A 20,897-nucleotide genomic window follows, 5' to 3' on the forward strand; every position below is an offset into this window, starting at 1 on the left:
CGGCGCGCCTGCACCGGCTGAGGCGGCGCGGCTCCACCGTCCCGGGCCGGCCGGCGGGCCGAGCGCTCCGGCCGGTCCGCGGGTCACAATGGGGGCGTGAGTGACACCGGCCTGCACGCCCTGCCCGCTTCCGACCGCCCCGACGTCAGCGCCCGGCTGAGGGACGCCCTGCTCGGGGCGTCCTTCACCGCCGACGGGCTGCTCGACCTCCTCGGCGCGCCCGCGTACGCGGCGCTCGCCCGGAGCGAGACCGTGCCCGCGCTCCGGGCGACCCGCGGGGACACGCCGCTGGAGACGCTCGTACGGCTGTTCCTGCTGCAGCAGCCCGTGCCGCACGCGCGCGTGGCGGACGTTCTGCCGGTCGCCGCGTGCCTGGAGACCGGGTGGCTGGTTCCGGCCGGCGCCGACGAGGTGGCGGCGGCCGTGGACGTACGGCCGTACGGCGGACCCGGTGGCGAGGACTGGTTCATCGTGTCCGACCTGGGGTGCGCGGTCGGCGGCGCCGGCGGCATCGGCAGCCGCGACGAGGGCGTCGTCCTCGGCGTCGGCGGCGCCTCCACGACCCTGGCCGGCATCACCGTCCGTACGCCCGTCTCGGCCGCCCTCGACCTGGGCGCCGGCTCGGGGATCCAGGCGCTGCACGCCGCCCAGCACGCCACCCGGGTGACGGCGACCGACCTCAACCCGCGTGCCCTGCACATCACCGCGCTCACCCTGGCCCTGTCCGGCGCTCCCGCCGCCGACCTGCGCGAGGGCTCGCTGTTCGAGCCGGTCCGGGACGACGAGACGTACGACCTGATCGTGTCCAACCCGCCGTTCGTGATCTCGCCGGGTGCGCGGCTGACGTACCGGGACGGGGGCATGGGCGGGGACGATCTGTGCCGCTCGCTCGTTCAGGGGGCGGGGGAGCGACTGGTCGAAGGCGGGTTCGCGCAGTTCCTCGCCAACTGGCAGCACGTGGAAGGAGAGGACTGGCAGGACAGGCTCAGGTCCTGGGTGCCGCGCGGCTGCGACGCGTGGATCGTGCAGCGCGAGGTGCAGGACGTCACGCAGTACGCCGAGCTGTGGCTGCGGGACTCCGGCGACCACCGCGGTGACGTGAGCGAGTACCAGGCGCGCTACGACGCCTGGCTGGACGAGTTCGAGGCGCGCAAGGTGAAGGCGGTCGGCTTCGGCTGGATCACCCTGCGGAAGACCGGCGCCGCCGTGCCCTCCGTCACCGTGGAGGAGTGGCCGCATCCGGTCGAGCAGCCGCTCGGGGACGCGGTGCGGGCGCACTTCGAGCGCCTCGACTACCTGCGGGCGCACGACGACGCGTCGCTGCTCGAAGCGCACTTCAGGCTCGTTACCGAGGTCGTCCAGGAGCAGGTCGGGCTGCCCGGCGCCGAGGACCCGGAGCATGTGGTGCTGCGTCAGAACCGCGGGATGCGCCGGGCCACCAAGGTGGACACCGTCGGCGCGGGCTTCGCGGGCGTGTGCGACGGCTCGCTGAGCGCCGGCCGCATTCTGGACGCGATCGCCCAACTGGTCGGCGAGGATCCGGTGCTGCTGCGGGACCGTACGCCGGCGCAGATCCGGCTGCTGGTGGAACAGGGGTTCATCGAGCCGGCGTGACCTCGCCGAGGTGGGGGCAGGGTCGTCGACGGCCGGTACCGGCTGCCGCGGGCCCTGGGCGCGGGTGGCATGGGCCGGGTGCGGCTCGCGCATGGCCCGCGCATGACTCACGCATGACTCGCGCACGACGAGGAACTGGCCCGCGAAGTCGCGCTGAAGGAGATCGCGCTTCCGGACGGGGCGATGGACGCGGGCCAGCCCGCACACCGCGTCGCGCGTGCCCGCGCCCCCGCTCGCAGCGAGGCCCGGCACGCGGCACGGCTGCGCGGCCATCCGCATGGGGCGACGGTGCACGACGTGGAGGTGCACGAGCGGCTGCCGTGGATCGTCATGGAGTACGTCCCGGACGCGCTCGGCCTCCAGGTCGTCGTACGGCGTCCGGGGCCGCTGCCGCCGTCCGAGGTGGCGCGGATCGGACTCGCCGTCCTCGACGCGCTCACGCCGGGACACCGCGTCGGCATCCTTCACCGGGATGTGAAACCGGCCAACATCCCTCCATTCCTCTGGCACCGGCCTCCTCGGGCGACCCCTGCGCGCGCGTGCTGCTCACCGACTACGGCATCGCACTGCGGCCCGAGTCCCACGAGCCCCGGCTCACCGCCACCGCCGGCATCCTCGGCACGCCCGGTTCTGTCTCGTACTCGGCCGCCATGCCGCGACAGGCGGCGAAGCGGGCCGCTTCCGCGACGCCGGCACGAATATGGGGGTGGGCCGGATGAGCGTCGGCGACTGCTGGGACTACGAGGAGGCGCCCCCGGACATGAGCTACGAGAAGGGCTTCACCAAGGCCGTATGCACCATGAGATGCACCGTGAGCCGGGCCGACAACGGTAGGACGACCGGAAATACACGTGCGCCCGGCTCGGTCCGAGGCGCCTCTGGCCGAGCCGCGCGGGATGCTCCCGGGGCGGAACGGGGGAGTCCGCGACCTTGTCGATCCCCCGTTCACCCAGGGTTCTCCTGGGCGCCGCCCACGCGTGTCAGCCTCCACGCACTGGACACTCGCGGTCGGAGAGCGAAGGGGCGGCACAGGCCATGGAGAGCGGACCGGCGATCTTCGCGGGCGTGGTGTTCTCCCTGTTCGGGGGCGGCCTGCTGGTGTGGACGGTGATCCGTGTACGACACCGCCAACCGGTGGCCCTCGGTGTGAGCCCTGTCGCATCCGCGACCCTCGCGACCCTCTTCGCGCTGCTCGCCCTCGCCCTCGGAACGTGGTGCTTCAGCCGCCTGTGAAACCCCCTACGGGGGTCACGGCGAGGCGGACGCGCCGGTAACTGGGAGATCACCCTCCGGATGGGCGCGAAAAGGCCGGTGGGTACTCCGGGCGGCAGGAATGGCGGTAGTCGGGTTACCGTTCGAGTGGCCGTTGCGGGCTTTTCCCGTTTGACACGGGGGCGGGATGTACCGTCACACTCCGCAGCGTCAGCATGACCCGACCCCGGGATCCAAGGCCTGGGGAGAGATCCCAGCGTCGACCGGAGAGAAGAGCGAAGTTGTCCCCGACCAGCGAGACCGCACAGGGCGGCCGCCGACTCGTCATCGTCGAGTCGCCTGCCAAGGCGAAGACGATCAAGGGCTATCTCGGCCCCGGATACGTCGTCGAGGCGAGCGTCGGGCACATCCGCGACCTCCCCAACGGCGCCGCCGAGGTACCCGAGAAGTACACCGGCGAGGTCCGTCGCCTCGGTGTGGACGTCGAACACGACTTCCAGCCGATCTATGTCGTCAACGCTGACAAGCGGGCCCAGGTCAAGAAGCTCAAGGACCTGCTGCGCGACTCCGACGAGCTCTTCCTCGCCACCGATGAGGACCGCGAGGGCGAGGCCATCGCATGGCACCTCCTGGAGGTGCTCAAGCCCAAGGTCCCGGTCAAGCGGATGGTCTTCCACGAGATCACCAAGGACGCGATCCGCGAGGCCGTCGCCAACCCGCGCGACCTCAACCAGCGCATGGTCGACGCCCAGGAGACCCGCCGTATCCTCGACCGCCTCTACGGCTACGAGGTCTCGCCGGTCCTGTGGAAGAAGGTCATGCCGCGGCTGTCCGCGGGCCGTGTCCAGTCCGTCGCCACCCGGCTCGTCGTGGAGCGGGAACGCGACCGCATCGCGTTTCGTTCCGCCGAGTACTGGGACCTGACGGGCACCTTCGCGACCGGCCGCGCGGGGGACCCCTCGGACCCGTCGTCGCTGATCGCCCGCCTCCAGAGCGTCGACGGCAGGCGCGTCGCGCAGGGCCGCGACTTCGACTCCCTGGGACAGCTCAAGAGCGCGAACACCCTCCACCTCGACGAGGCGAACGCCCGCGCCCTGGCCGCCGCCCTGGAGCAGACGCGGTTCGCGGTCCGCTCGGTCGAGTCCAAGCCGTACCGCCGCTCGCCGTACGCCCCGTTCCGTACGACGACCCTCCAGCAGGAGGCCAGCCGCAAGCTCGGCTTCGGCGCGAAGGCGACCATGCAGGTCGCCCAGAAGCTGTACGAGAACGGCTACATCACGTACATGCGTACCGACTCCACGACGCTCAGCGACACCGCCGTCGCCGCCGCTCGTGCCCAGGTCACGCAGTTGTACGGCGCCGACTACCTGCCCTCCTCCCCGCGTACCTACGCCGGGAAGGTGAAGAACGCGCAGGAGGCGCACGAGGCGATCCGCCCCTCGGGTGATCGTTTCCGCACGCCCGCCGAGACCGGCCTGACCGGCGACCAGTTCCGGCTCTACGAGCTGATCTGGAAGCGGACCGTCGCCTCGCAGATGAAGGACGCGACCGGCAACTCCGTGACGGTGAAGATCGGCGGCACCGCCGCCGACGGCCGGGACGTCGAGTTCAGCGCCTCCGGCAAGACGATCACCTTCCACGGCTTCCTCAAGGCGTACGTCGAGGGCGCCGACGACCCGAACGCCGAGCTGGACGACCGCGAGCGCAGGCTGCCCCAGGTCAGCGAGGGCGACGCGCTGTCCGCCGAGGAGATCACGGTCGACGGGCACGCCACCAAGCCCCCGGCCCGCTACACCGAGGCCAGCCTGGTCAAAGAGCTCGAAGAGCGCGAGATCGGCCGCCCGTCGACGTACGCGTCGATCATCGGCACGATCCTCGACCGCGGCTACGTCTTCAAGAAGGGCACCGCCCTGGTGCCGTCCTTCCTGTCCTTCGCCGTGGTCAACCTCCTGGAGAAGCACTTCGGCCGGCTCGTCGACTACGACTTCACGGCCAGGATGGAGGACGACCTCGACCGCATCGCCCGCGGCGAGGCGCAGGCCGTGCCGTGGCTGAGGCGGTTCTACTTCGGCGAGACCGTGCCCGACAGCGGCTTCGCCGCGGGAGGCAGCGGCGCGGCCGAGGCCGGCAACGGCGACGGGGACCACCTCGGTGGCCTCAAGGAGCTGGTGACCGACCTGGGCGCGATCGACGCCCGCGAGGTCTCGTCGTTCCCGGTGGGCAGTGGCATCGTGCTGCGGGTCGGGCGCTACGGCCCCTACATCGAGCGCGGCGAGAAGGACTCCGAGAACCACCAGCGGGCCGACGTGCCCGAGGACCTGGCCCCGGACGAGCTCTCCGTCGAGTTCGCGGAGGAACTGCTCGCCAAGCCGAGCGGCGACTTCGAGCTGGGTGCGGACCCGGTCACCGGCCACCAGATCATCGCCCGGGACGGCCGTTACGGCCCGTACGTCACCGAGGTGCTCCCCGAGGGCACCCCGAAGACCGGCAAGAACGCCGTGAAGCCGCGTACGGCCTCGCTGTTCAAGTCGATGTCGCTGGACACGGTGACGCTCGAGGACGCGCTCAAGCTGATGTCGCTGCCGCGTGTGGTCGGCGCCGACGCCGAGGGCCAGGAGATCACCGCGCAGAACGGGCGGTACGGGCCGTACCTGAAGAAGGGCACGGACTCGCGCTCCCTCCAGGCCGAGGAGCAGCTCTTCACGATCACCCTCGAAGAGGCGCTGGCGATCTACGCCCAGCCCAAGCAGCGCGGCCGGGCCGCCGCCAAGCCGCCGCTGAAGGAACTGGGCGTGGACCCGGTCAGCGAGAAGCCCGTGGTGGTCAAGGACGGTCGTTTCGGGCCGTATGTGACCGACGGGGAGACCAACGCGACCCTGCGCTCGGGCGACAGCGTCGAGGAGATCACCCCGGAGCGCGGCTTCGAACTGCTCGCCGAGAAGCGGGCGAAGGGCCCCGCCAAGAAGACGGCGAAGAAGGCGCCCGCGAAGAAGGCCCCGGCCAAGAAGGCGACGGCCGCCAAGAAGACCGCGGCGAAGAAGACTACGGCCGCGAAGACGACCGCGAAGAAGACGACGGCGAAGAAGACCACCGCCAAGAAGGCGACGGCTTCGAAGACGGCGTCCGAGGACTGAGCCGAGCCCTCTTCCATCACGCAGGCTTCGCGAAACGAACGCCCCGGCATCACTTTGGTGTCGGGGCGTGCGCACGTTCGGACGGGCGCTCCAGGCTGTCGGTGGCTCCCGATAGGCTGAAAGCATGACCCCAGCCGAGCAGCCAACGGCCCCTCACCCGGCCCCCGACGACGCCCTGGTCGCGGACTCCCGCGAGCGCGCCGTCCGCGCCCTGCTGCGCCGACCGCAGCTGAAACGGCTGTGGAGCGCCCAACTCGTGGGCGGTATCGGCGACACGCTCGCCCTTCTGGTGCTGGTCGTGCTCGCCCTCCAGGCGGCGATCGCCGAGGGCTCGTTCGGCGGTGGGTACCGGGGCGTGGCGTTCGCAGTGGCGACCGTTTTCGGTGTGCGCATCCTGGCGACGCTGCTCTTCGGCGCGGTGCTGCTCGGCCCGCTGACATCGCTCACCTCCCAGGAGGGCCCCCTCGACCGCCGCTGGACCATGGTCGGCGCGGACGGACTGCGGGTCGTGGTGCTGATCGTGGCGCCCCTGTGGATCGACTGGACGCCCCAGGACGCGTTGGCGATCGTGCTGGTCACCGCCTTCGTGACCGGGGTCGCCGAGCGTTTCTGGACGGTGTGCCGGGAGAGCGCGGCGCCCGCGCTGCTGCCCGCCCCGCCGCCGGAGGGCGCGACGGTACGACCGCTGCCGGACCACATGGACGCGCTGCGCCGCCTGTCGCTGCGGACCGGCTTCGTGGCGATCCCGCTCGCCGCCGCCGTCCTGGTCGCCGCGGGTCTGCTCAACAACCTGCTGGGCTCCGGGATCGCCTGGTTCGCCCAGCACCAGGCGGCCCTCGGCTCGTACGTCGCGGCCGGGCTGTTCGCCGCGTCCCTGTCGGTGCTGACCTTCCTGGAACTGCCCGACACCCGCACCCCGCGCGCGCGTTCGCCGCTGGAAGGGCTGCGTCGGCCCCGGAGCGGCACGGGTGCCGACAAGGGCCGTACCGGCGCCATGCCGCTGCTGGTGCTCTCCGGCGCGGCCGTCGCCGGGGCGGTGGCGGCCGCGGTCGCCGCGGCCGTGCTGCACGCCAAGGACCTGGGCGGCGGGCCGGTGCTGTACGGCCTGCTGGTGGGCGCGCTGACCGGCGGAGTCGTCGTCGGCATCCGTACCGCGCCGGGGATCCTGCCGACGCTGTCGCGGCGCCGGCTGCTGGCGCTGGCGATCGCCTTCACCGGTGTCGCGCTGCTGGCCGCGGGCCTCGTCCCGGACGTCACCAGCGTCGTGCTGATCCTCGCCCTCGCGGGCGCCGGCGCGGGCGTGGCCGCCAACACCGGGCACACGCTGCTGGACCAGGAGGCCGAGGAGTTCCGGCGGGCGCGGACCACCGAGCACCTGCACGCCGTCGTACGCGTGTGCGTGGCGCTCGGCGCGGTGATCGCGCCCGTGGTGGCGGCGGCGATCGGCCCGCACCGCCTGGACAACGGCAAGTTCGTGTTCGCCCACGGCGGCGCCGCCTTCACGCTGATGCTGGTGGGCGCGCTGCTGCTGCCGGTGGCCGCGCTGGTGCTGGCCAAGATCGACGACCGCTCCGGCGTACCGCTGCGCAGCGACCTCAAGGACGCGCTGCTCGGCGGGGACGACCCGGAGACGGTGCCCGCGTCGAACGGCTTCTTCATCGCCCTGGAGGGCGGCGACGGGGCCGGGAAGTCCACCCAGGCCGAGGCGCTCGCCGAGTGGATCCGCGCCAAGGGACACGAGGTCGTCGTCACCCGCGAGCCCGGGGCAACCCCCGTGGGCAAGCGGCTGCGGTCGATCCTGCTGGACGTGTCGAGCGCCGGACTGTCGCACCGGGCGGAGGCCCTGCTGTACGCGGCGGACCGCGCGGAGCACGTGGACACGGTGGTGCGGCCCGCGCTGGAGCGCGGCGCGGTGGTCGTCTCGGACCGTTACATCGACTCCTCGGTCGCCTACCAGGGGGCGGGCCGCGACCTGTCCCCGACCGAGATCGCCCGCATCAACCGATGGGCGACGAACGGCCTCGTGCCGCACCTGACCGTGCTGCTCGACGTCTCGCCGGAGATCGCGCGCGAGCGGTTCACCGAGGCGCCGGACCGCCTGGAGTCGGAGCCGGCCGAGTTCCACGCGCGCGTGCGGTCCGGCTTCCTCGCGCTCGCCGCCGCCGACCCCAGCCGGTACCTGGTGGTGGACGCGGGCCAGGAGCCCGAGGCCGTCACCACCGTCGTACGGCATCGGCTCGACCAGATGCTGCCGCTGTCCGAGGCCGAGATCCAGGCCCAGGAGGAGGCGCGCCGCAAGGCCGAGGAAGAGGCCCGGCGCAAGGCCGAGGAGGAGGCGCGCCGCAAGGCTGAGGAGGAGCGCCTGGAGCGTGAGCGCCAGGAGCAGCTCGCCCGGCTGCGTGCCGAGGAGGAGGAGCGCAAGCAGCGCGAGCTGGAGGAGGCGCAGCGCCGCGAGGCCGAACGGCAGGCCGAGGAGGCCCGGCTGCGCGCCGAGGAAGCGCGTCGACGGGCCGAGGAGGAGCAGGCCCGGCTCCTCGCCGAGGAGAAGGCGCGGGCCGAGGAGGAGGCACGTCGGCAGGCCGAGGCGGACCGGCTCCGCAAGCAGGCCGAGGAGGAGGCCCGGCTGCGCGCCGAGGCCGAGGCGCGGCGCCTGGAGAAGCAGCGCAAGGCCGAGCAGGCGCTGATGCGTGCCGAGGAGGCACGGCGCCTCGCCGAGCAGGCGGCGGCCGCGGCCGAGGCGGGCCCCGAGCCCGGACCCGGATCCACGGCCGCGGGAACCGCGACGGAAGCGATGACCGTGCCCACGCCGGTGGTGACACCGACGAACGCGTCGGGCGGGCCGGTGGACGAGACGGCGGTGCTGCCTCGGGTGCGGGACGAGCGGGCGGAGGGGGCCGACGGCCGTTCGGCGGGTGCTTCTTCCGAGGGTGCTTCTTCTGAGGGTGCTTCTTCCGAGGGTGCCGCTCCGGGCGGGTCGGACGCCGAGGTGACGGCCGAGTTGCCGCAGCCGCCTGTGCCGCCGCAGCCGCCGGTTCCGCCGGGCGCCGCGGATGAGACGGCGGTGCTGCCGCCGGTTCCGCCGGGGGCCGCCGACGAGACCGCGGTGCTGCCTCCGGTGGTGCCGCCCGGTGCCGCCGACGAGACGGCCGTGCTGCCGCCCGTCCGGGACGAGGGCCCCTCGGACCGGGTGCCGCCGGGGTACTTCCGGGACGAGCGGCCGGGGACCGAGCGGCCGGGGACCGAGCGGCCGATCGCCAGGCCGGACGGCACCGAGGACCGTACGCGTGAGCTGCCGCAGGTCGACGAGACGGGCGCGCCGGCGCCTCGGCGGCGGCCCCGGTCCGACTGGGCCGAGGAGACGCCGCTGGACGATCTGCCCACGCTGGCGGACGAGCTGCTCGGACCGCACGGGGACGAGCAGGGCGACGAGGGCGACCGCGGGCGCCGCCGGGGCCGGGGGCGCTGAGGCCCGCCCGGCGGTCGCCGCCGACCTGGTTGTCAGTGGCAGCCCGCACAATGGGTTCCGTGACATGGGGCGTGACGGAAGGGCGGGGTGAGCGATGAGCGTCTGGGACGACCTGGTGGGCCAGGAGAGGGTGAGCGCGCAGCTCGGCGCCGCCGCTCGGGACGCCGACGCCCTGGTCACCTCGGTCACCGCCGACACACCGCCGCCCGAGGCGTCGAAGATGACCCACGCCTGGTTGTTCACGGGCCCGCCCGGCGCGGGCAGGAACCAGGCGGCTCGGGCCTTCGCCGCCGCCCTCCAGTGCGTCAGCCCCGACCGCGCCCTCGGGGGAGCCCCCGGCTGCGGCTTCTGCGACGGCTGTCATACGGCGCTCATCGGCACCCACGCCGACGTCAGCACCGTGGCCGCCGTCGGTACGCAGATCCTCGCCGACGACATGCGGGACACCGTCCGCAAGTCGTTCACCTCGCCGGCGAACGGCCGCTGGCAGGTCATCCTCGTCGAGGACGCCGAGCGGCTGAACGAGAAGTCGGCCAACGCCGTCCTCAAGGCCGTGGAGGAACCCGCCCCGCGCACCGTGTGGCTGCTGTGCGCACCCTCCATCGAGGACGTCCTGCCGACCATTCGCTCCCGTTGCCGCCACCTGAACCTGAGCACGCCCTCCGTCGACGCCGTCGCCGACATGCTCGTCCGCCGGGAGGGCGTGGAGCCCGCCGCCGCCATGGCCGCCGCCCGCGCCACCCAGGGCCACGTGGACCGGGCCCGCCGCCTGGCCACCGACCCGGCAGCACGCCAGCGCCGGGCCGCCGTCCTCAAGCTGCCGCTGCGCGTCGACGACATCGGCGGTTGCCTCCGGTCCGCCCAGGAGCTGGTGGACGCGGCGGCCGAGGACGCCAAGCAGCTCGCCGAGGAGCGGGACGGCAAGGAGACCGAGGAACTCAAGGCGGCGATGGGCGCCTCCCAGGGCGGCCGGATGCCGCGCGGCACCGCGGGCGTGATGAAGGACCTGGAGGACAAGCAGAAGCGGCGCAGGACGCGGACGCAGCGCGACAGCCTCGACCTGGCCCTCACCGACCTCACCGCCTTCTACCGCGATGTCCTCGCCCTCCAGCTCGGCTCCCGGGTGGCGATCGCCAACGCGGACGTCGAGGACAGCCTCGAACGACTCGCCCGCGCCGGCTCCCCCGAGTCCACGCTCCGCCGCATCGAGGCGATCGCCGCCTGCCGCGAGGCCCTGGACCGCAATGTGGCGCCGCTGCTGGCGGTCGAGGCGATGACGATGGCGCTCAGAGCGGGCTGATGGCTTCGTCGGTTGGCGGACTGGCGGACTGGCGAGCTGACGGGTTCGCCGGTTGGCGGACTGACGGGCCGATGGCTGACCGGGGACCGTCGGCACGGCGTCGTCGGGGCGCGGGAGGAAGGCGGGGCTCGATCACAGGAGGTTGACGGTGTCCCTCGTACGGGGAATGGCGTGCACTGAGAGCATTCGGATCGCTGCGCAGAGTTACGCTCGATCGATGCACACCAGGCGCACCTCACTGTTCAGCTCCCGACCGGGCGGACTCCGCACCGGCGGCGCCCTCCTCGCGGCGGCCGCGCTGCTCGTCTCCGCCTGCTCCTCGGGGAGCGCGACGAGCTCCGGCGGCGCGGTGGCCGAGGCGGCGCTCGACCCGCTGCCGAGGGCCACACCGGCCGCCCTCGCGTCGTACTACGGACAGAAGCCGAGCTGGCGCTCCTGCGGAGTCCCCGGCTTCGAGTGCGCCACGGTGAAGGCGCCGCTGGACTACGCCGAGCCGGGCGCCGGCGCGGTCCGCCTGGCCCTCGCCCGCAAGAAGGCCACGGGTCCGGGCAAGAGGCTGGGCTCGCTGCTGGTGAACCCGGGCGGACCGGGCGGCTCGGCGATCGGCTACCTCCAGGCGTACGCCGGGATCGGCTACCCGGCCGAGATCCGCGCGCGGTACGACATGGTCGCGGTCGACCCCCGCGGCGTCGCCCGCAGCGAACCCGTCGAATGTCTCGACGGGCGGGCCATGGACACGTACACGCAGACCGACCTCACGCCCGACGACGAGCGCGAGCGGACGGCCGTCGTCGACGCGTACAAGAGGTTCGCCGAGGGCTGCGGCGCCCGGTCGCCGAAGCTGCTGCGGCATGTCTCCACCGTGGAGACGGCCCGGGACATGGACATCGTGCGCGCGGTGCTGGGCGACAGGAAGCTCCACTACGTCGGGGCGTCGTACGGGACGTTCCTGGGAGCGACGTACGCGGGACTCTTCCCGGACCGGGTCGGCCGGCTGGTGCTGGACGGCGCGATGGACCCCTCGCTGCCCGCGCGCCGGCTGAACCTGGACCAGACGGCGGGCTTCGAGACGGCGTTCCAGTCGTTCGCGAAGGACTGCGTGCAGCAGCCGGACTGCCCGCTCGGCACGAAGGGCACCACGCCCGCCGAGGTCGGCAGGAACCTCAAGGCCTTCTTCCGGAAGCTCGACGCCCGTCCGATCCCCACCGGCGACGCCGACGGGCGCCGGCTCGGCGAGGCCCTGGCCACCACCGGCGTCACGGCCGCGCTCTACGACGAGGGTGCCTGGGCCCAACTCCGCGAGGCGCTGTCGACGGCGATGAAGGAGAAGGACGGCGCGGGGCTGCTGGTCCTCGCCGACAGCTACTACGAGCGGGACGCCGACGGCCGCTACGCGAACCTGATGTTCGCCAACGCCGCCGTGAACTGCCTCGACCTCCCGGCGGCCTTCGACAGCCCCGACGAGGTGCGCGAAGCCCTCCCCGCCTTCGAGAAGGCGTCCCCCGTCTTCGGCGAGGGCCTCGCCTGGGCCTCCCTGAACTGCGCGTACTGGCCGGTGCGGCACACCGGCGAACCGCACCGCATCGAGGCCGAGGGCGCCGCCCCGATCGTCGTCGTCGGCACCACCCGCGACCCGGCCACCCCCTACCGCTGGGCCCGCGCCCTCTCCCGCCAGCTCACCTCCGCCCGCCTCCTCACCTACGAGGGCGACGGCCACACCGCCTACGGCCGCGGCAGCGCCTGCATCGACTCCACGATCAACGCGTACCTGCTCCGCGGGACCCCTCCGACGGACGGCAAGCGCTGCTCGTAGCGGGGGCGGCGGGCTGGTCCGGGCTGGTTCGGAGCACCCTCCGAAACTGTGTAGACTTACCGGCGTTGCTGATCGCACCATGGTGCGGACAGCGCGCCGCCTTAGCTCAGATGGCCAGAGCAACGCACTCGTAATGCGTAGGTCTCGGGTTCGAATCCCGAAGGCGGCTCCAATGAAACCCCAGGTCAGGCACTCCTGACCTGGGGTTTTTCGTGTCTGGACGTGGTGACGCTCTCAGGGGTTCCGCCCGGTCGTCCCGTCGGGGTGGTCCTCGAGGAGGTTGGCGATGAGGGTGAGGAGGGTGTCGGCTCGGGGGCGGTCGGTGGGTTGGGTGCGGAGGGCCTGGGCGGTGGCGTGCAGGCGGGCGAGGGCGGTGGGGTCGTCGTCCTCCAGGGCGTCGAACAGTGGCTGGGTGACCAGGTTCAGGCACTCGGTGAGGAGACGGCGGGTGGCGGGGGACGGGGGAGTGGGGGAGGGCTCCGTGAAGGGGGTGGTCAGGTGGCGGGCGGGGTCGGTGAGGCTCCAGCCGACGACGGTGCCGTGCTGGACGAGGAGCGCGAGGTCGGGGGCGATGCCGATGCGGGCGTCCAGAGGGGCGTCCAGGACGTCGAGGTCGCGCAGGCACGCCAGTTCGGCGTCTTCGGGGGCGCGGCACAGCACCGCGCACATCTCGTGGCGGAAGTCCCGGACCTCGTCCGCGCGGAGCCCGCCCTGGCGCACGGGGGGCAGGGCGGGAACGCGGAAGGTGGTCTCGGCGTTCGCGGAGACGTACGGCAAGCGGAGTTCGGCCCCGACCAGTTTCCGGCTGTCCGGGTCGAACCGGAGGGTGTCAGGGGTGTCCCACAGCCACTCGTCGCTGCCGAAGGTGGCCGCGAGGAAGCGCTCACGCTCCTCCCTGTCCGCGTACGGCGCGATGTCCACGGAGTCACCCGTGAAACGGGGGGTGACGGGGAGCGGCTCGTCCGTCACCGTTGCGCGCCAGTCGCCGTCGAACGACACGTTCGTGGTCATTCCTGCCTCATCTGATCTGCCCGCATGTGATCTGCCCTCGTCCGAGCTGCCCGCACCTGATCTGCCCTCAACCGATCATCGGCTCTCATCTGATCTGCTTCGCCGGGGCCAGATAACCGTCCTCGGTGGGAATCCTGCCCTGCACGATGTCGTCGTGGGTCACCGGACTGCCGGGGTCGGTCGGACTGCCGCCGAGTGCCTTCGCACCGGAGTCGCCCTTGATGCCGGACTCTCCGTAGGCCGTGATGGCCTGACCCTGCTTGGAGCCGGGCCCGTAGACCACGGCGATGTCGTTGTCCTTGCGGAAGATGAAGTTTCCCGCCTGGCCCGACGACTGGTAGACGGCATCGGGCTCCTTCAGGATCTCCAGGACCCGTTCGTCGGAGAAGCCGTGCCCCGAGTCCCCGTGGTACTTGGCGTGCTTGTTGATCTCACCGTTCTCCGCCCTCGCGGAGATGGTGTCCAGGATCTTGTCGATCCGCTTCTGTGCCTTCTCCTCCTTCGTGTACTTGGGCATGAGGCCCAGCGGGTCGCACACGCTGAGCGGGTTCCCCACGTACGCGACGGGGTTCGGGGCGGGGGCGAGGCCGAGCGGGTCCGGTGAGGTGTAGCGGCCGGTCTCCGGGTCGTAGTGGCGGAAGTAGTTGTAGTGGAGGCCGGTCTCGGGGTCGTGGTACTGGCCGGGGAAGCGGAGCGGGGTGTACGCGCTGCTGTCGCGGGACCAGGCCGTGGTGCCCCAGAGGGTGCTGCGGCTGCGCCAGGCGATGTCGCCCGTCTCGTCGACGAGTTCGGTCGGGGTGCCGATGAGGTCGGTGGCGATGGCGAAGAACCGGCGGTCGATCTCCTCCTGGCGGTCGTCGGCCGTGAGGATGCGTTCGGTCTGGGCCAGCGGGACGACGTCGCGGTGGTCCCAGGTGAGGGCGACCGTGTTCGGGGCGTCCGGGTGGTGGCTGGTCTGTTCGCACAGGGTCAGACCGTCCCAGGTTAAGCGGGTCTCCTCCGCCACGCTCTCGCCGTCGGCCGACAGGCGTTGCTTCGCGGTGCGGCGGCCCAGTGGGTCGTAGCGGTACCGCCACCGGGTCCCATCGGGGGTGGTGACCGAGGTGAGACGGTTCTCCGTGTCCCAGGTGTAGCGCCAGGTGTCCGGCTTGCGGGAGAGGCGGGTCTTCTGACGCAGGGTGACCCGGCCGAGGGCGTCGTACTCGAAGCGGACGTCCCCGGCGCGGGTGAGCGCGGTGCCGGTGTAGGCGCGGGGGCCGGTGGCCTCGCCGCCGGGGTGGCGGGACGGCCAGGAGGCCGAGGTCTGGTTGCCGGCGTCGTCGTAGGCGTAGCGCTCCGTCCAGCCGCGGGCGTGGACGGCGGTGACGCGGCCCGCGCGGTCGAGATCGAAGGCGCGCGTGCCCGACAGCTGGTCCGCCACGGAGATCGGGTGGCCGTCGGCACGGTAGGTGTAGGCGCGGCCGGTGACAGCGCGTGTTCCGGCGGTGATGTGCCGCGCGGTGAGCCGTCCCGCCTCGTCCCAGGCGGAGGAGACGGTGACCGAGTCGCCGAAGACGCGGGCGAGTTCGCGGCCGGCGGCGTCGTGGGTGAAGTCGACGCGGTGACCGCCGGTGGTCAGGCGCCGGGGCTGTCCGTCGGTGCCGTAGGCGTAGGAGGTGACGTGGCCGGTGGGTGTGGTGCGCTTCGTACGGCGGCCGAGGGCGTCGTAGGAGTAGGAGACGGGGTGGCCGTTCACCAGCTCGGTCTTGACCTTGCCGCGCCGGTCGTACTGGTAACGGAGTTCGCTGTCCGGTCCGATCGCCTCCGTCAGGCGTCCCGCCCGGTCGTAGGCGTACGTCGTCACACTGCCGTCGACGTCCTTGCGGACCACCCGGCCGAGCTGGTCGCGCTCGAAGGCGATGGTGCCGCCGAGGGCGTCGACGCGGGCGGCGAGCCGGCCTGTGGCGTCCACCCGGTAGGTGAGGGTACGGCCGTCGAAGTCGGTCTCGGAGACGATGTCGCCGGCGGCGTCGTACTCGTAACTCCAGGTCAGCCCTTGCGGATTGACGACGCGGGTGAGGTGCAGCTCGGCGTCGTGCTCGAACTCGTGGCGGGCGCCGTCGGGTCCGGTGCGGGCGAGCGGCAGGTCGAAATGGGTGTACTCGAAGCGGGAGACGCCACCGGACGGGTCGGTGTGGGTGAGGCAGTTGTCCTCGCCGTCGTAGGTCCACGACTCGGTGGCGCCGTCGGGGCCGGTGCGCCGGGCGAGCTGCCCGTCGGGGTGCCACTGAAGGAGGGTGACGCCGCCCACCGGGTCGGTGATGCGGACCGGTCTGCCGAGGGCGTCCCGCTGCGTGCGGGTGACGGCGCCGTCGGGGGCGGTCACCTCCACGGGCAGTCCTGCCGCGTCGCACACCACGTGGGTCGTGGCGTCGAGGGCGTCGGTGACCGAGGTGAGCCGGCCGGCGTCGTCGTAGGTGTAGCGGGTGGTGGCGCCGGCCTCGTCGGTGACCGCCGTACGGTTGCCGCGTCGGTCGTACGCGTGGAGCACGCGGGTGCCGTCCGGGCCGACGACCTCCACCGGCAGGGCGAACGGGCCGCGCACGGTGCGCAGTTCGCTGCCGTCGGGGCGGGCGGCGGAGACCACCCGGCCGTCCTCGTCGTAGGAGAAGACGGTGGTCAGGCCCAGCGGGTCGGTGCGGGTCAGGAGGTTGCCGCGCGGGTCGTAGGTGAACCGGGTGGTGCGGCCGAGCGGGTCGGTGAGGGCCAGGAGGCGGCAGCCGGGGCCGAACAGGTGACGGGTCGTGTGGCCGTCGGCGGTGGTGAGCGTGGTGGTGCGGCGGCCCGTCTCGGGGTCGGGCCCGGTGTAGGCCAGGGTGATCCGGACGTGGCCGGCCTCGCCGCCCTCCGCCACGACACGGTCGCTGTCGTCGTAGACGTAGTCGTAGCGGCTTCCGTTGGAGTCGGTCCAGGCGGTGACGCGGCGGCGTGCGTCGTACTCGAAGGTGGTGGTGGCGCCGGAGGGCTTGGTGACCGTGGTGAGGTTGCCGTCCTCGTAGCCGTAGCCCATCAAGGGCTGGTCCGCGCCGCCCTCGCCCGCGCCCGCCAGGGACAGGGCGGTGACCAGGCCGTCGGCGACGGACAGCTTCACCTGGTGGCCCGCCGAGTGGACCAGGGCCAGTGGCAGGCCGTCCGCGCCCCGGTCGATGGTGATCGAGTGGCCGTTGCGTTCGGTGACGCAGGTCAGCCAGGCGATTCCGTCGCCTCCCGGTTCGCCGCCGGGCGGGGCGGTGAAGCGGAACACCAGGCCGCTGTCGAGGTCGGTGAGCGTGTAGTCGCCGTCGGTGTCGCGGGCCAGCAGAGTGCGGGCCCGGCCCCTCTCCGGGGTGGTGGGCGCGCCCGGGACCGGGTGCGGGTAGGTGACCAGGAGGCCCTCGGCGGTGGCGTGGACGACACCGATGGCGTCGATCGTCAGACGCTCGTCGACGGTCGACGTCCAGGCGGGCCCCAGGAAGCGGCCGATCGCGAGGCCCGACTCGGTGCGCCGGCTGAAGACCAGCGGCAGGATGCCGGGCAGGACGACATCGGTCTGGGGCAGATACATCCGGCCGGTGGCCAGGTCGACCGGGTCGCCGCCCTGCTTGCGGTCGCCGTCCGGGGTGTTGTGGGTTCCGTCCGGGGCCTCGTCGACCAGATTGCGCAGCCGTGCGGCGTCGGCGGCCTCCTCGGCGACCCGCACGCCCTTCACCGCGGCGCCGCCGCCACCGGTGGCGAGGGTCAGCGCGAGGTCGGGAACCAGCCGGCCGAAGCCCTCGGCCGGGTCCTTCATGAAGGTGTCGAGCATCTGCTTGCCGGTGCCGACCGGGTCGTTGGCGGCGACCACCAGGCCCGCGGCCAGGCTGTTGAGCGAGGTGGCGTACTCGGCCGGGTGCGTCAGGTTGTACGGGTCCGTAGGGTTGACGCTGCGGACGAAGTTGAGGATCCCCGCGGTGCCCTTGATGATGCCGCCGCCGACGTGGTCGCCCATGATCTGGAGCTCCTGGACACCGTCGTTCAACTGCTCGGCGTACGACGGCTTCTCCGGGGCCATGTCGCGGGCGGCGCGGACCGCGGTGCGCGCGGTCTCCGCCGCCGAGTTCCGCTGCGTGCGCGCCTCGGCGAGGATGTCCTGCGCGTCCTGCATCAGCTTCTTGCCGGGGTCGTCGAACGTCGCCGCGGGCTTGGGGGGAAGCGAGGCGGGGTCGCGCTTGTCGGCGGGCTGGGCGTTGTAGCGGTCGACGGCGCCGTTGTAGTCGTCGACCTTCTTGCGGTGGGCGTCGGCGGCCTCCTCGGAGGCCTTGACCCCCTCCTTCCACTTGTCGATCGCCGTCTGCGCCTGTCCCTGCGCCCAGGTGACGGTGGAGGCGAAGGCCTCCAGCGCGCCGATCGCCTTCGCGGAGGCATCGGCGGCGGCGTACCACTTGGGCGGCTGGGTGCTCACCGCGGTGCGCAGCGCCTCGGCCGCCTCGCCCTTGAGCCGGGACGAGTCGAGGCCCTTGAGACCGTCGCCGGTGTCGTCGAAGGCCGACTGGAAGGTGCGGAGCTTCGCGGCGGTGTCGTTGATCTTGCTCGCGCTGCCGTGGACCAGCTTGGTCTTGTCCTCGGTCTGCCCGAGGTCCATCTCGTCGACCTCGGCGCCCATGCGGTTGGCGATCGAACGGGACTGCTCGCGCACCCAGTCGGCGCCGGACTCCCAGCCGACGTCGTCCAGCCGGTCGGCGGTCCAGTTCCCGGCGTCCTCGATCCGGTTGCCGACCCACTCGACGCCGTCCTCGACCGCGTTCTCGACCGAGTCGGGCGTGATGTCGCTGATGAAGTCGCCGATGCCCATGGTCAGTTCCCCCCGGACTCACCCTGCTGCTGTGCCTGCGGTGTCTCCTGCGCCTGCTGGGCGCGCTCCTCCGGCGACGGCCCGAAAGTGTCGTCCAGCGCCTGGTTCCACCGGTCGTCGGAGATGCCGAGCGTGTCCTTGAGCACCTCGGAGCGCTGCCCGCCCTGGCCCTCGGTGAGGACCGTGCGGCCGGTGTCCTTCCAGGTCTGCTCGATGTCCTGGCCGGCCCGCTCGAACGACTCGGCGCTGTAGTCCGGGTTCAGGGCGTCCGGCGTGAACACGTCTCCCCAGTCCTGCCGGGCGATCTCCTCCTCGGTGGCGTGCGGGTTGCCGCCCATCACGGAGTTGACGCCCACCTTCAGCGCACCCTCGACGTACTGGTCGTGCTCCCACTGGGTGCCCGCCGCCAGACCGAGGCGGTTCGCGATCTCGCTCGCGTCCTTCACCAGGGCGCGCACACCCCACTCCCAGCGCTCGCAGAAGTCCTCGAAGTCGACCGAGAGGCCGTGGTGCCCGGCCTCCATCCCGGTCATCGACAGCTCCGAGAAGCCCTTGCCCATCACCGAGCCGGTGGCGCCGCCGAGATCACCGAGCGCGTCGATGGTCGCGCCCACTCCCTGCGTGAACTTCGCTACGGCGGCCTTGTCGAACTGGAGCTCACCGCCCATGGCCGCGCCCCTCCTCGGTCCTGGCCGGAGTCGACCCGGCCTTGTCGGCCTCCCCGGCCTCGTCGGAATCGACGGCGAAGCCGGCCGGGACGACACCGACGACCGGCGGGAAGAACATCGACCCGTCCTCGGTGGCGATGTCGACGGCGAGTCCGGCGGGCTCGTGCAGGGACGGCACGACCTCGTCGACGATGCGTGCGCCCAGCAGCGCCGCGTAGTCCGTGGGCCGGTCGCCGGGGGCGTGGTGCAGGGCGAACCGGGCCAGCGCGGTCTCGTCGGTGAATCCGCAGATCCACCGCACCCCGCCCGACCGCGCCGACCAGAGGCCGCCACCGGTCGTCGGCACCAGGAGGACCGAGCGCCGCATCTCGCCGATCAGCGCGCGAGGGTCACCGGCTCCCCTTCTCCGCTCGGCGATTCGCTGGGCGAGCGCTGTCCTTGTGTCCTCCACGGCTTCTCCCCGTCGTAGGTGACTGGTGGCACCGTAGATCAGGACGTGCCGGACGACACGGGTGGTTCTTGTGAAGTTGCCCTCGACACTGAGCGGTCTCGGGGCGCGGGAGCGTACTCAAGACGTCGTTGTCGTGAACGGCTAGCATCACTGACTCAGTGGCCGGCCGTGGTGCGTGATGGGTGCGGGGTGAGGACGTTGGGCACGCCGAGGATCGCCGTCTCCGTGGTGACCATGGGCAATCGGCCCGAGGAGGTCGACGCGCTGCTGCGGTCCGTGGCCAAGCAGGACCTGCCGCCCACCCGCATCGTGATCGTCGGCAACGGCTCCCCGCTGCCCGAGTTCGCCGAGCGGCTCTCGCTGCCCGGCGAGGTCACGCCGGTCGAGCTCGACGAGAACCTCGGCTGCCCCGGCGGACGGAACGTGGCCCTGGCCCGGCTGAGGGAGTTCGGGGATGTCGACATCGTCGTGGAGCTGGACGACGACGGGCTGCTGGTCGACGCCGACGTGCTGCGGCACGTGGGGGACCTGTTCGCCGCCGACCCGCGCCTCGGCATCGTCGGCTTCCGCATCGCCGACGAGTACGGGGAGACACAGCAGCGGCACGTGCCGCGGGTCGGCTCCTCCGACCCGCTGCGCGGCGGGTACGTCACCGGGTTCCTCGGCGGCGGGCACGCCTTCCGTACGGCGATGCTGGAGGAGACCGGGGACTGGCCGGCCGAGTTCTTCTTCGCCCACGAGGAGATCGACCTGTCCTGGCGGGCCGTCGACCGGGGCTGGCGGATCCTGTACACGCCCGAACTGCTGCTCCAGCACCCGAGGACCTCGCCCGCCCGCCACGCCATCTACTACCGGGTCAACGCGCGCAACCGGGTCTGGCTGGTCCGCCGCCGCCTCCCGCTCGCGCTGATCCCGGTGCACCTGGGCGTCTGGACACTGCTCACGCTGCTGCGGATGCGGTCGGCGGCCGGACTGCGCGCCTGGGTCGGGGGGTTCGTGGAAGGCGTACGGCAGTCCGCGGGCGAACGACGGCCCATGCGGTGGGGGACGGTGTGGCGGCTGACGCGGCTGGGGCGACCGCCCGTCATCTGAGCCCGGCACGGGATGCGACGGACGGGGGGCCCGGTCGGTCACCTCCGCCGACCGGGACCCGCACACGTCCTCGGATCCGGCCGCGACGGTGACACTCCCCCGAGTTGCGCGCTCTGCGCGCGCCCCCTCGGGCCAGATCCGATGTAGTGATCACATCAGGCCGCGCCAACGAATCGCTAACATATGGCCAACAGTTCCGCGTTCAGCTATCGGCCGCTCGATGTGAGGGTGGCCCGAAATCGCCGGGCGGTGGCGGTGAATGGCGGAACTGTAGCGGGTTCCGGCGG

General features: G+C 72.5%; 11 protein-coding genes, 1 tRNA gene and 1 pseudogene. 9 read left to right on the top strand and 4 right to left on the bottom strand.

Annotated features, from left to right (window positions below; genetic code table 11):
• Positions 1 to 96: 96 nt before the first annotated feature.
• The 8 genes and pseudogenes from K4B79_RS36330 to K4B79_RS36365 all read left to right on the top strand — a co-directional run bounded on the left by K4B79_RS36330 (position 97) and on the right by K4B79_RS36365 (position 12,711).
• Positions 97 to 1,614: a DUF7059 domain-containing protein gene (locus tag K4B79_RS36330; RefSeq protein ID WP_232031686.1), complete on the top strand. Its 1,518-nt coding sequence runs from the start codon at positions 97 to 99 to the stop codon at positions 1,612 to 1,614.
• 69 nt (positions 1,615 to 1,683) lie between these two features.
• Positions 1,684 to 2,309 (top strand): annotated as a pseudogene (locus K4B79_RS36335) (protein kinase domain-containing protein); the annotation flags it as partial.
• A 340-nt stretch (positions 2,310 to 2,649) separates the two neighbouring features.
• A complete protein-coding gene (locus tag K4B79_RS36340) occupies positions 2,650 to 2,847 on the top strand; it encodes a hypothetical protein (protein WP_232031687.1) in 198 nt (65 codons plus the stop codon).
• 260 nt (positions 2,848 to 3,107) lie between these two features.
• Positions 3,108 to 5,960 carry a type I DNA topoisomerase gene (gene topA / locus K4B79_RS36345; RefSeq protein WP_232031688.1) on the top strand — a complete coding sequence of 951 codons (2,853 nt, stop codon included), beginning with the start codon at positions 3,108 to 3,110 and terminating at the stop codon, positions 5,958 to 5,960.
• A 124-nt stretch (positions 5,961 to 6,084) separates the two neighbouring features.
• Positions 6,085 to 9,426 carry a dTMP kinase gene (gene tmk / locus K4B79_RS36350; RefSeq protein ID WP_232031689.1) on the top strand — a complete coding sequence of 1,114 codons (3,342 nt, stop codon included), beginning with the start codon at positions 6,085 to 6,087 and terminating at the stop codon, positions 9,424 to 9,426.
• 94 nt (positions 9,427 to 9,520) lie between these two features.
• A complete protein-coding gene (locus tag K4B79_RS36355; protein ID WP_232031690.1) occupies positions 9,521 to 10,726 on the top strand; it encodes a DNA polymerase III subunit delta' in 1,206 nt (401 codons plus the stop codon).
• A gap of 217 nt (positions 10,727 to 10,943) precedes the next feature.
• The gene (locus tag K4B79_RS36360) at positions 10,944 to 12,539 is read left to right on the top strand and encodes an alpha/beta hydrolase (protein WP_232031691.1); all 1,596 of its coding nucleotides are present in this window, start codon (positions 10,944 to 10,946) and stop codon (positions 12,537 to 12,539) included.
• Between the two features lie 95 nt (positions 12,540 to 12,634).
• Positions 12,635 to 12,711, top strand: a tRNA-Thr gene (locus tag K4B79_RS36365).
• A 62-nt stretch (positions 12,712 to 12,773) separates the two neighbouring features.
• On the opposite strand, the gene K4B79_RS36370 is transcribed toward K4B79_RS36365, so the two are convergent.
• The 4 genes from K4B79_RS36370 to K4B79_RS36385 all read right to left on the bottom strand — a co-directional run bounded on the left by K4B79_RS36370 (position 12,774) and on the right by K4B79_RS36385 (position 19,518).
• On the bottom strand, positions 12,774 to 13,550 hold the full coding sequence (locus K4B79_RS36370; RefSeq protein ID WP_232031692.1) for a hypothetical protein: 777 nt from the start codon (positions 13,548 to 13,550) through the stop codon (positions 12,774 to 12,776).
• An 85-nt stretch (positions 13,551 to 13,635) separates the two neighbouring features.
• Positions 13,636 to 18,399 (bottom strand): putative T7SS-secreted protein, encoded by a 4,764-nt coding sequence (locus K4B79_RS36375; protein ID WP_232031693.1) that lies wholly within the window; start codon positions 18,397 to 18,399, stop codon positions 13,636 to 13,638.
• A gap of 2 nt (positions 18,400 to 18,401) precedes the next feature.
• A complete protein-coding gene (locus K4B79_RS36380) occupies positions 18,402 to 19,067 on the bottom strand; it encodes a hypothetical protein (RefSeq protein WP_232031694.1) in 666 nt (221 codons plus the stop codon).
• Positions 19,057 to 19,518 (bottom strand): hypothetical protein, encoded by a 462-nt coding sequence (locus tag K4B79_RS36385; RefSeq protein ID WP_232031695.1) that lies wholly within the window; start codon positions 19,516 to 19,518, stop codon positions 19,057 to 19,059. The genes K4B79_RS36380 and K4B79_RS36385 overlap by 11 nt, the downstream gene beginning before the upstream one ends.
• A gap of 198 nt (positions 19,519 to 19,716) precedes the next feature.
• On the opposite strand from K4B79_RS36385, the gene K4B79_RS36390 reads away from it, so the two are divergent.
• Positions 19,717 to 20,610: a glycosyltransferase family 2 protein gene (locus K4B79_RS36390; RefSeq protein ID WP_232031696.1), complete on the top strand. Its 894-nt coding sequence runs from the start codon at positions 19,717 to 19,719 to the stop codon at positions 20,608 to 20,610.
• Positions 20,611 to 20,897 lie beyond the last annotated feature (287 nt).

It is taken from the genome of Streptomyces lincolnensis, assembly GCF_021173675.1.
GTDB classification, from domain to species: Bacteria; Actinomycetota; Actinomycetes; order Streptomycetales; family Streptomycetaceae; genus Streptomyces; species Streptomyces lincolnensis_B.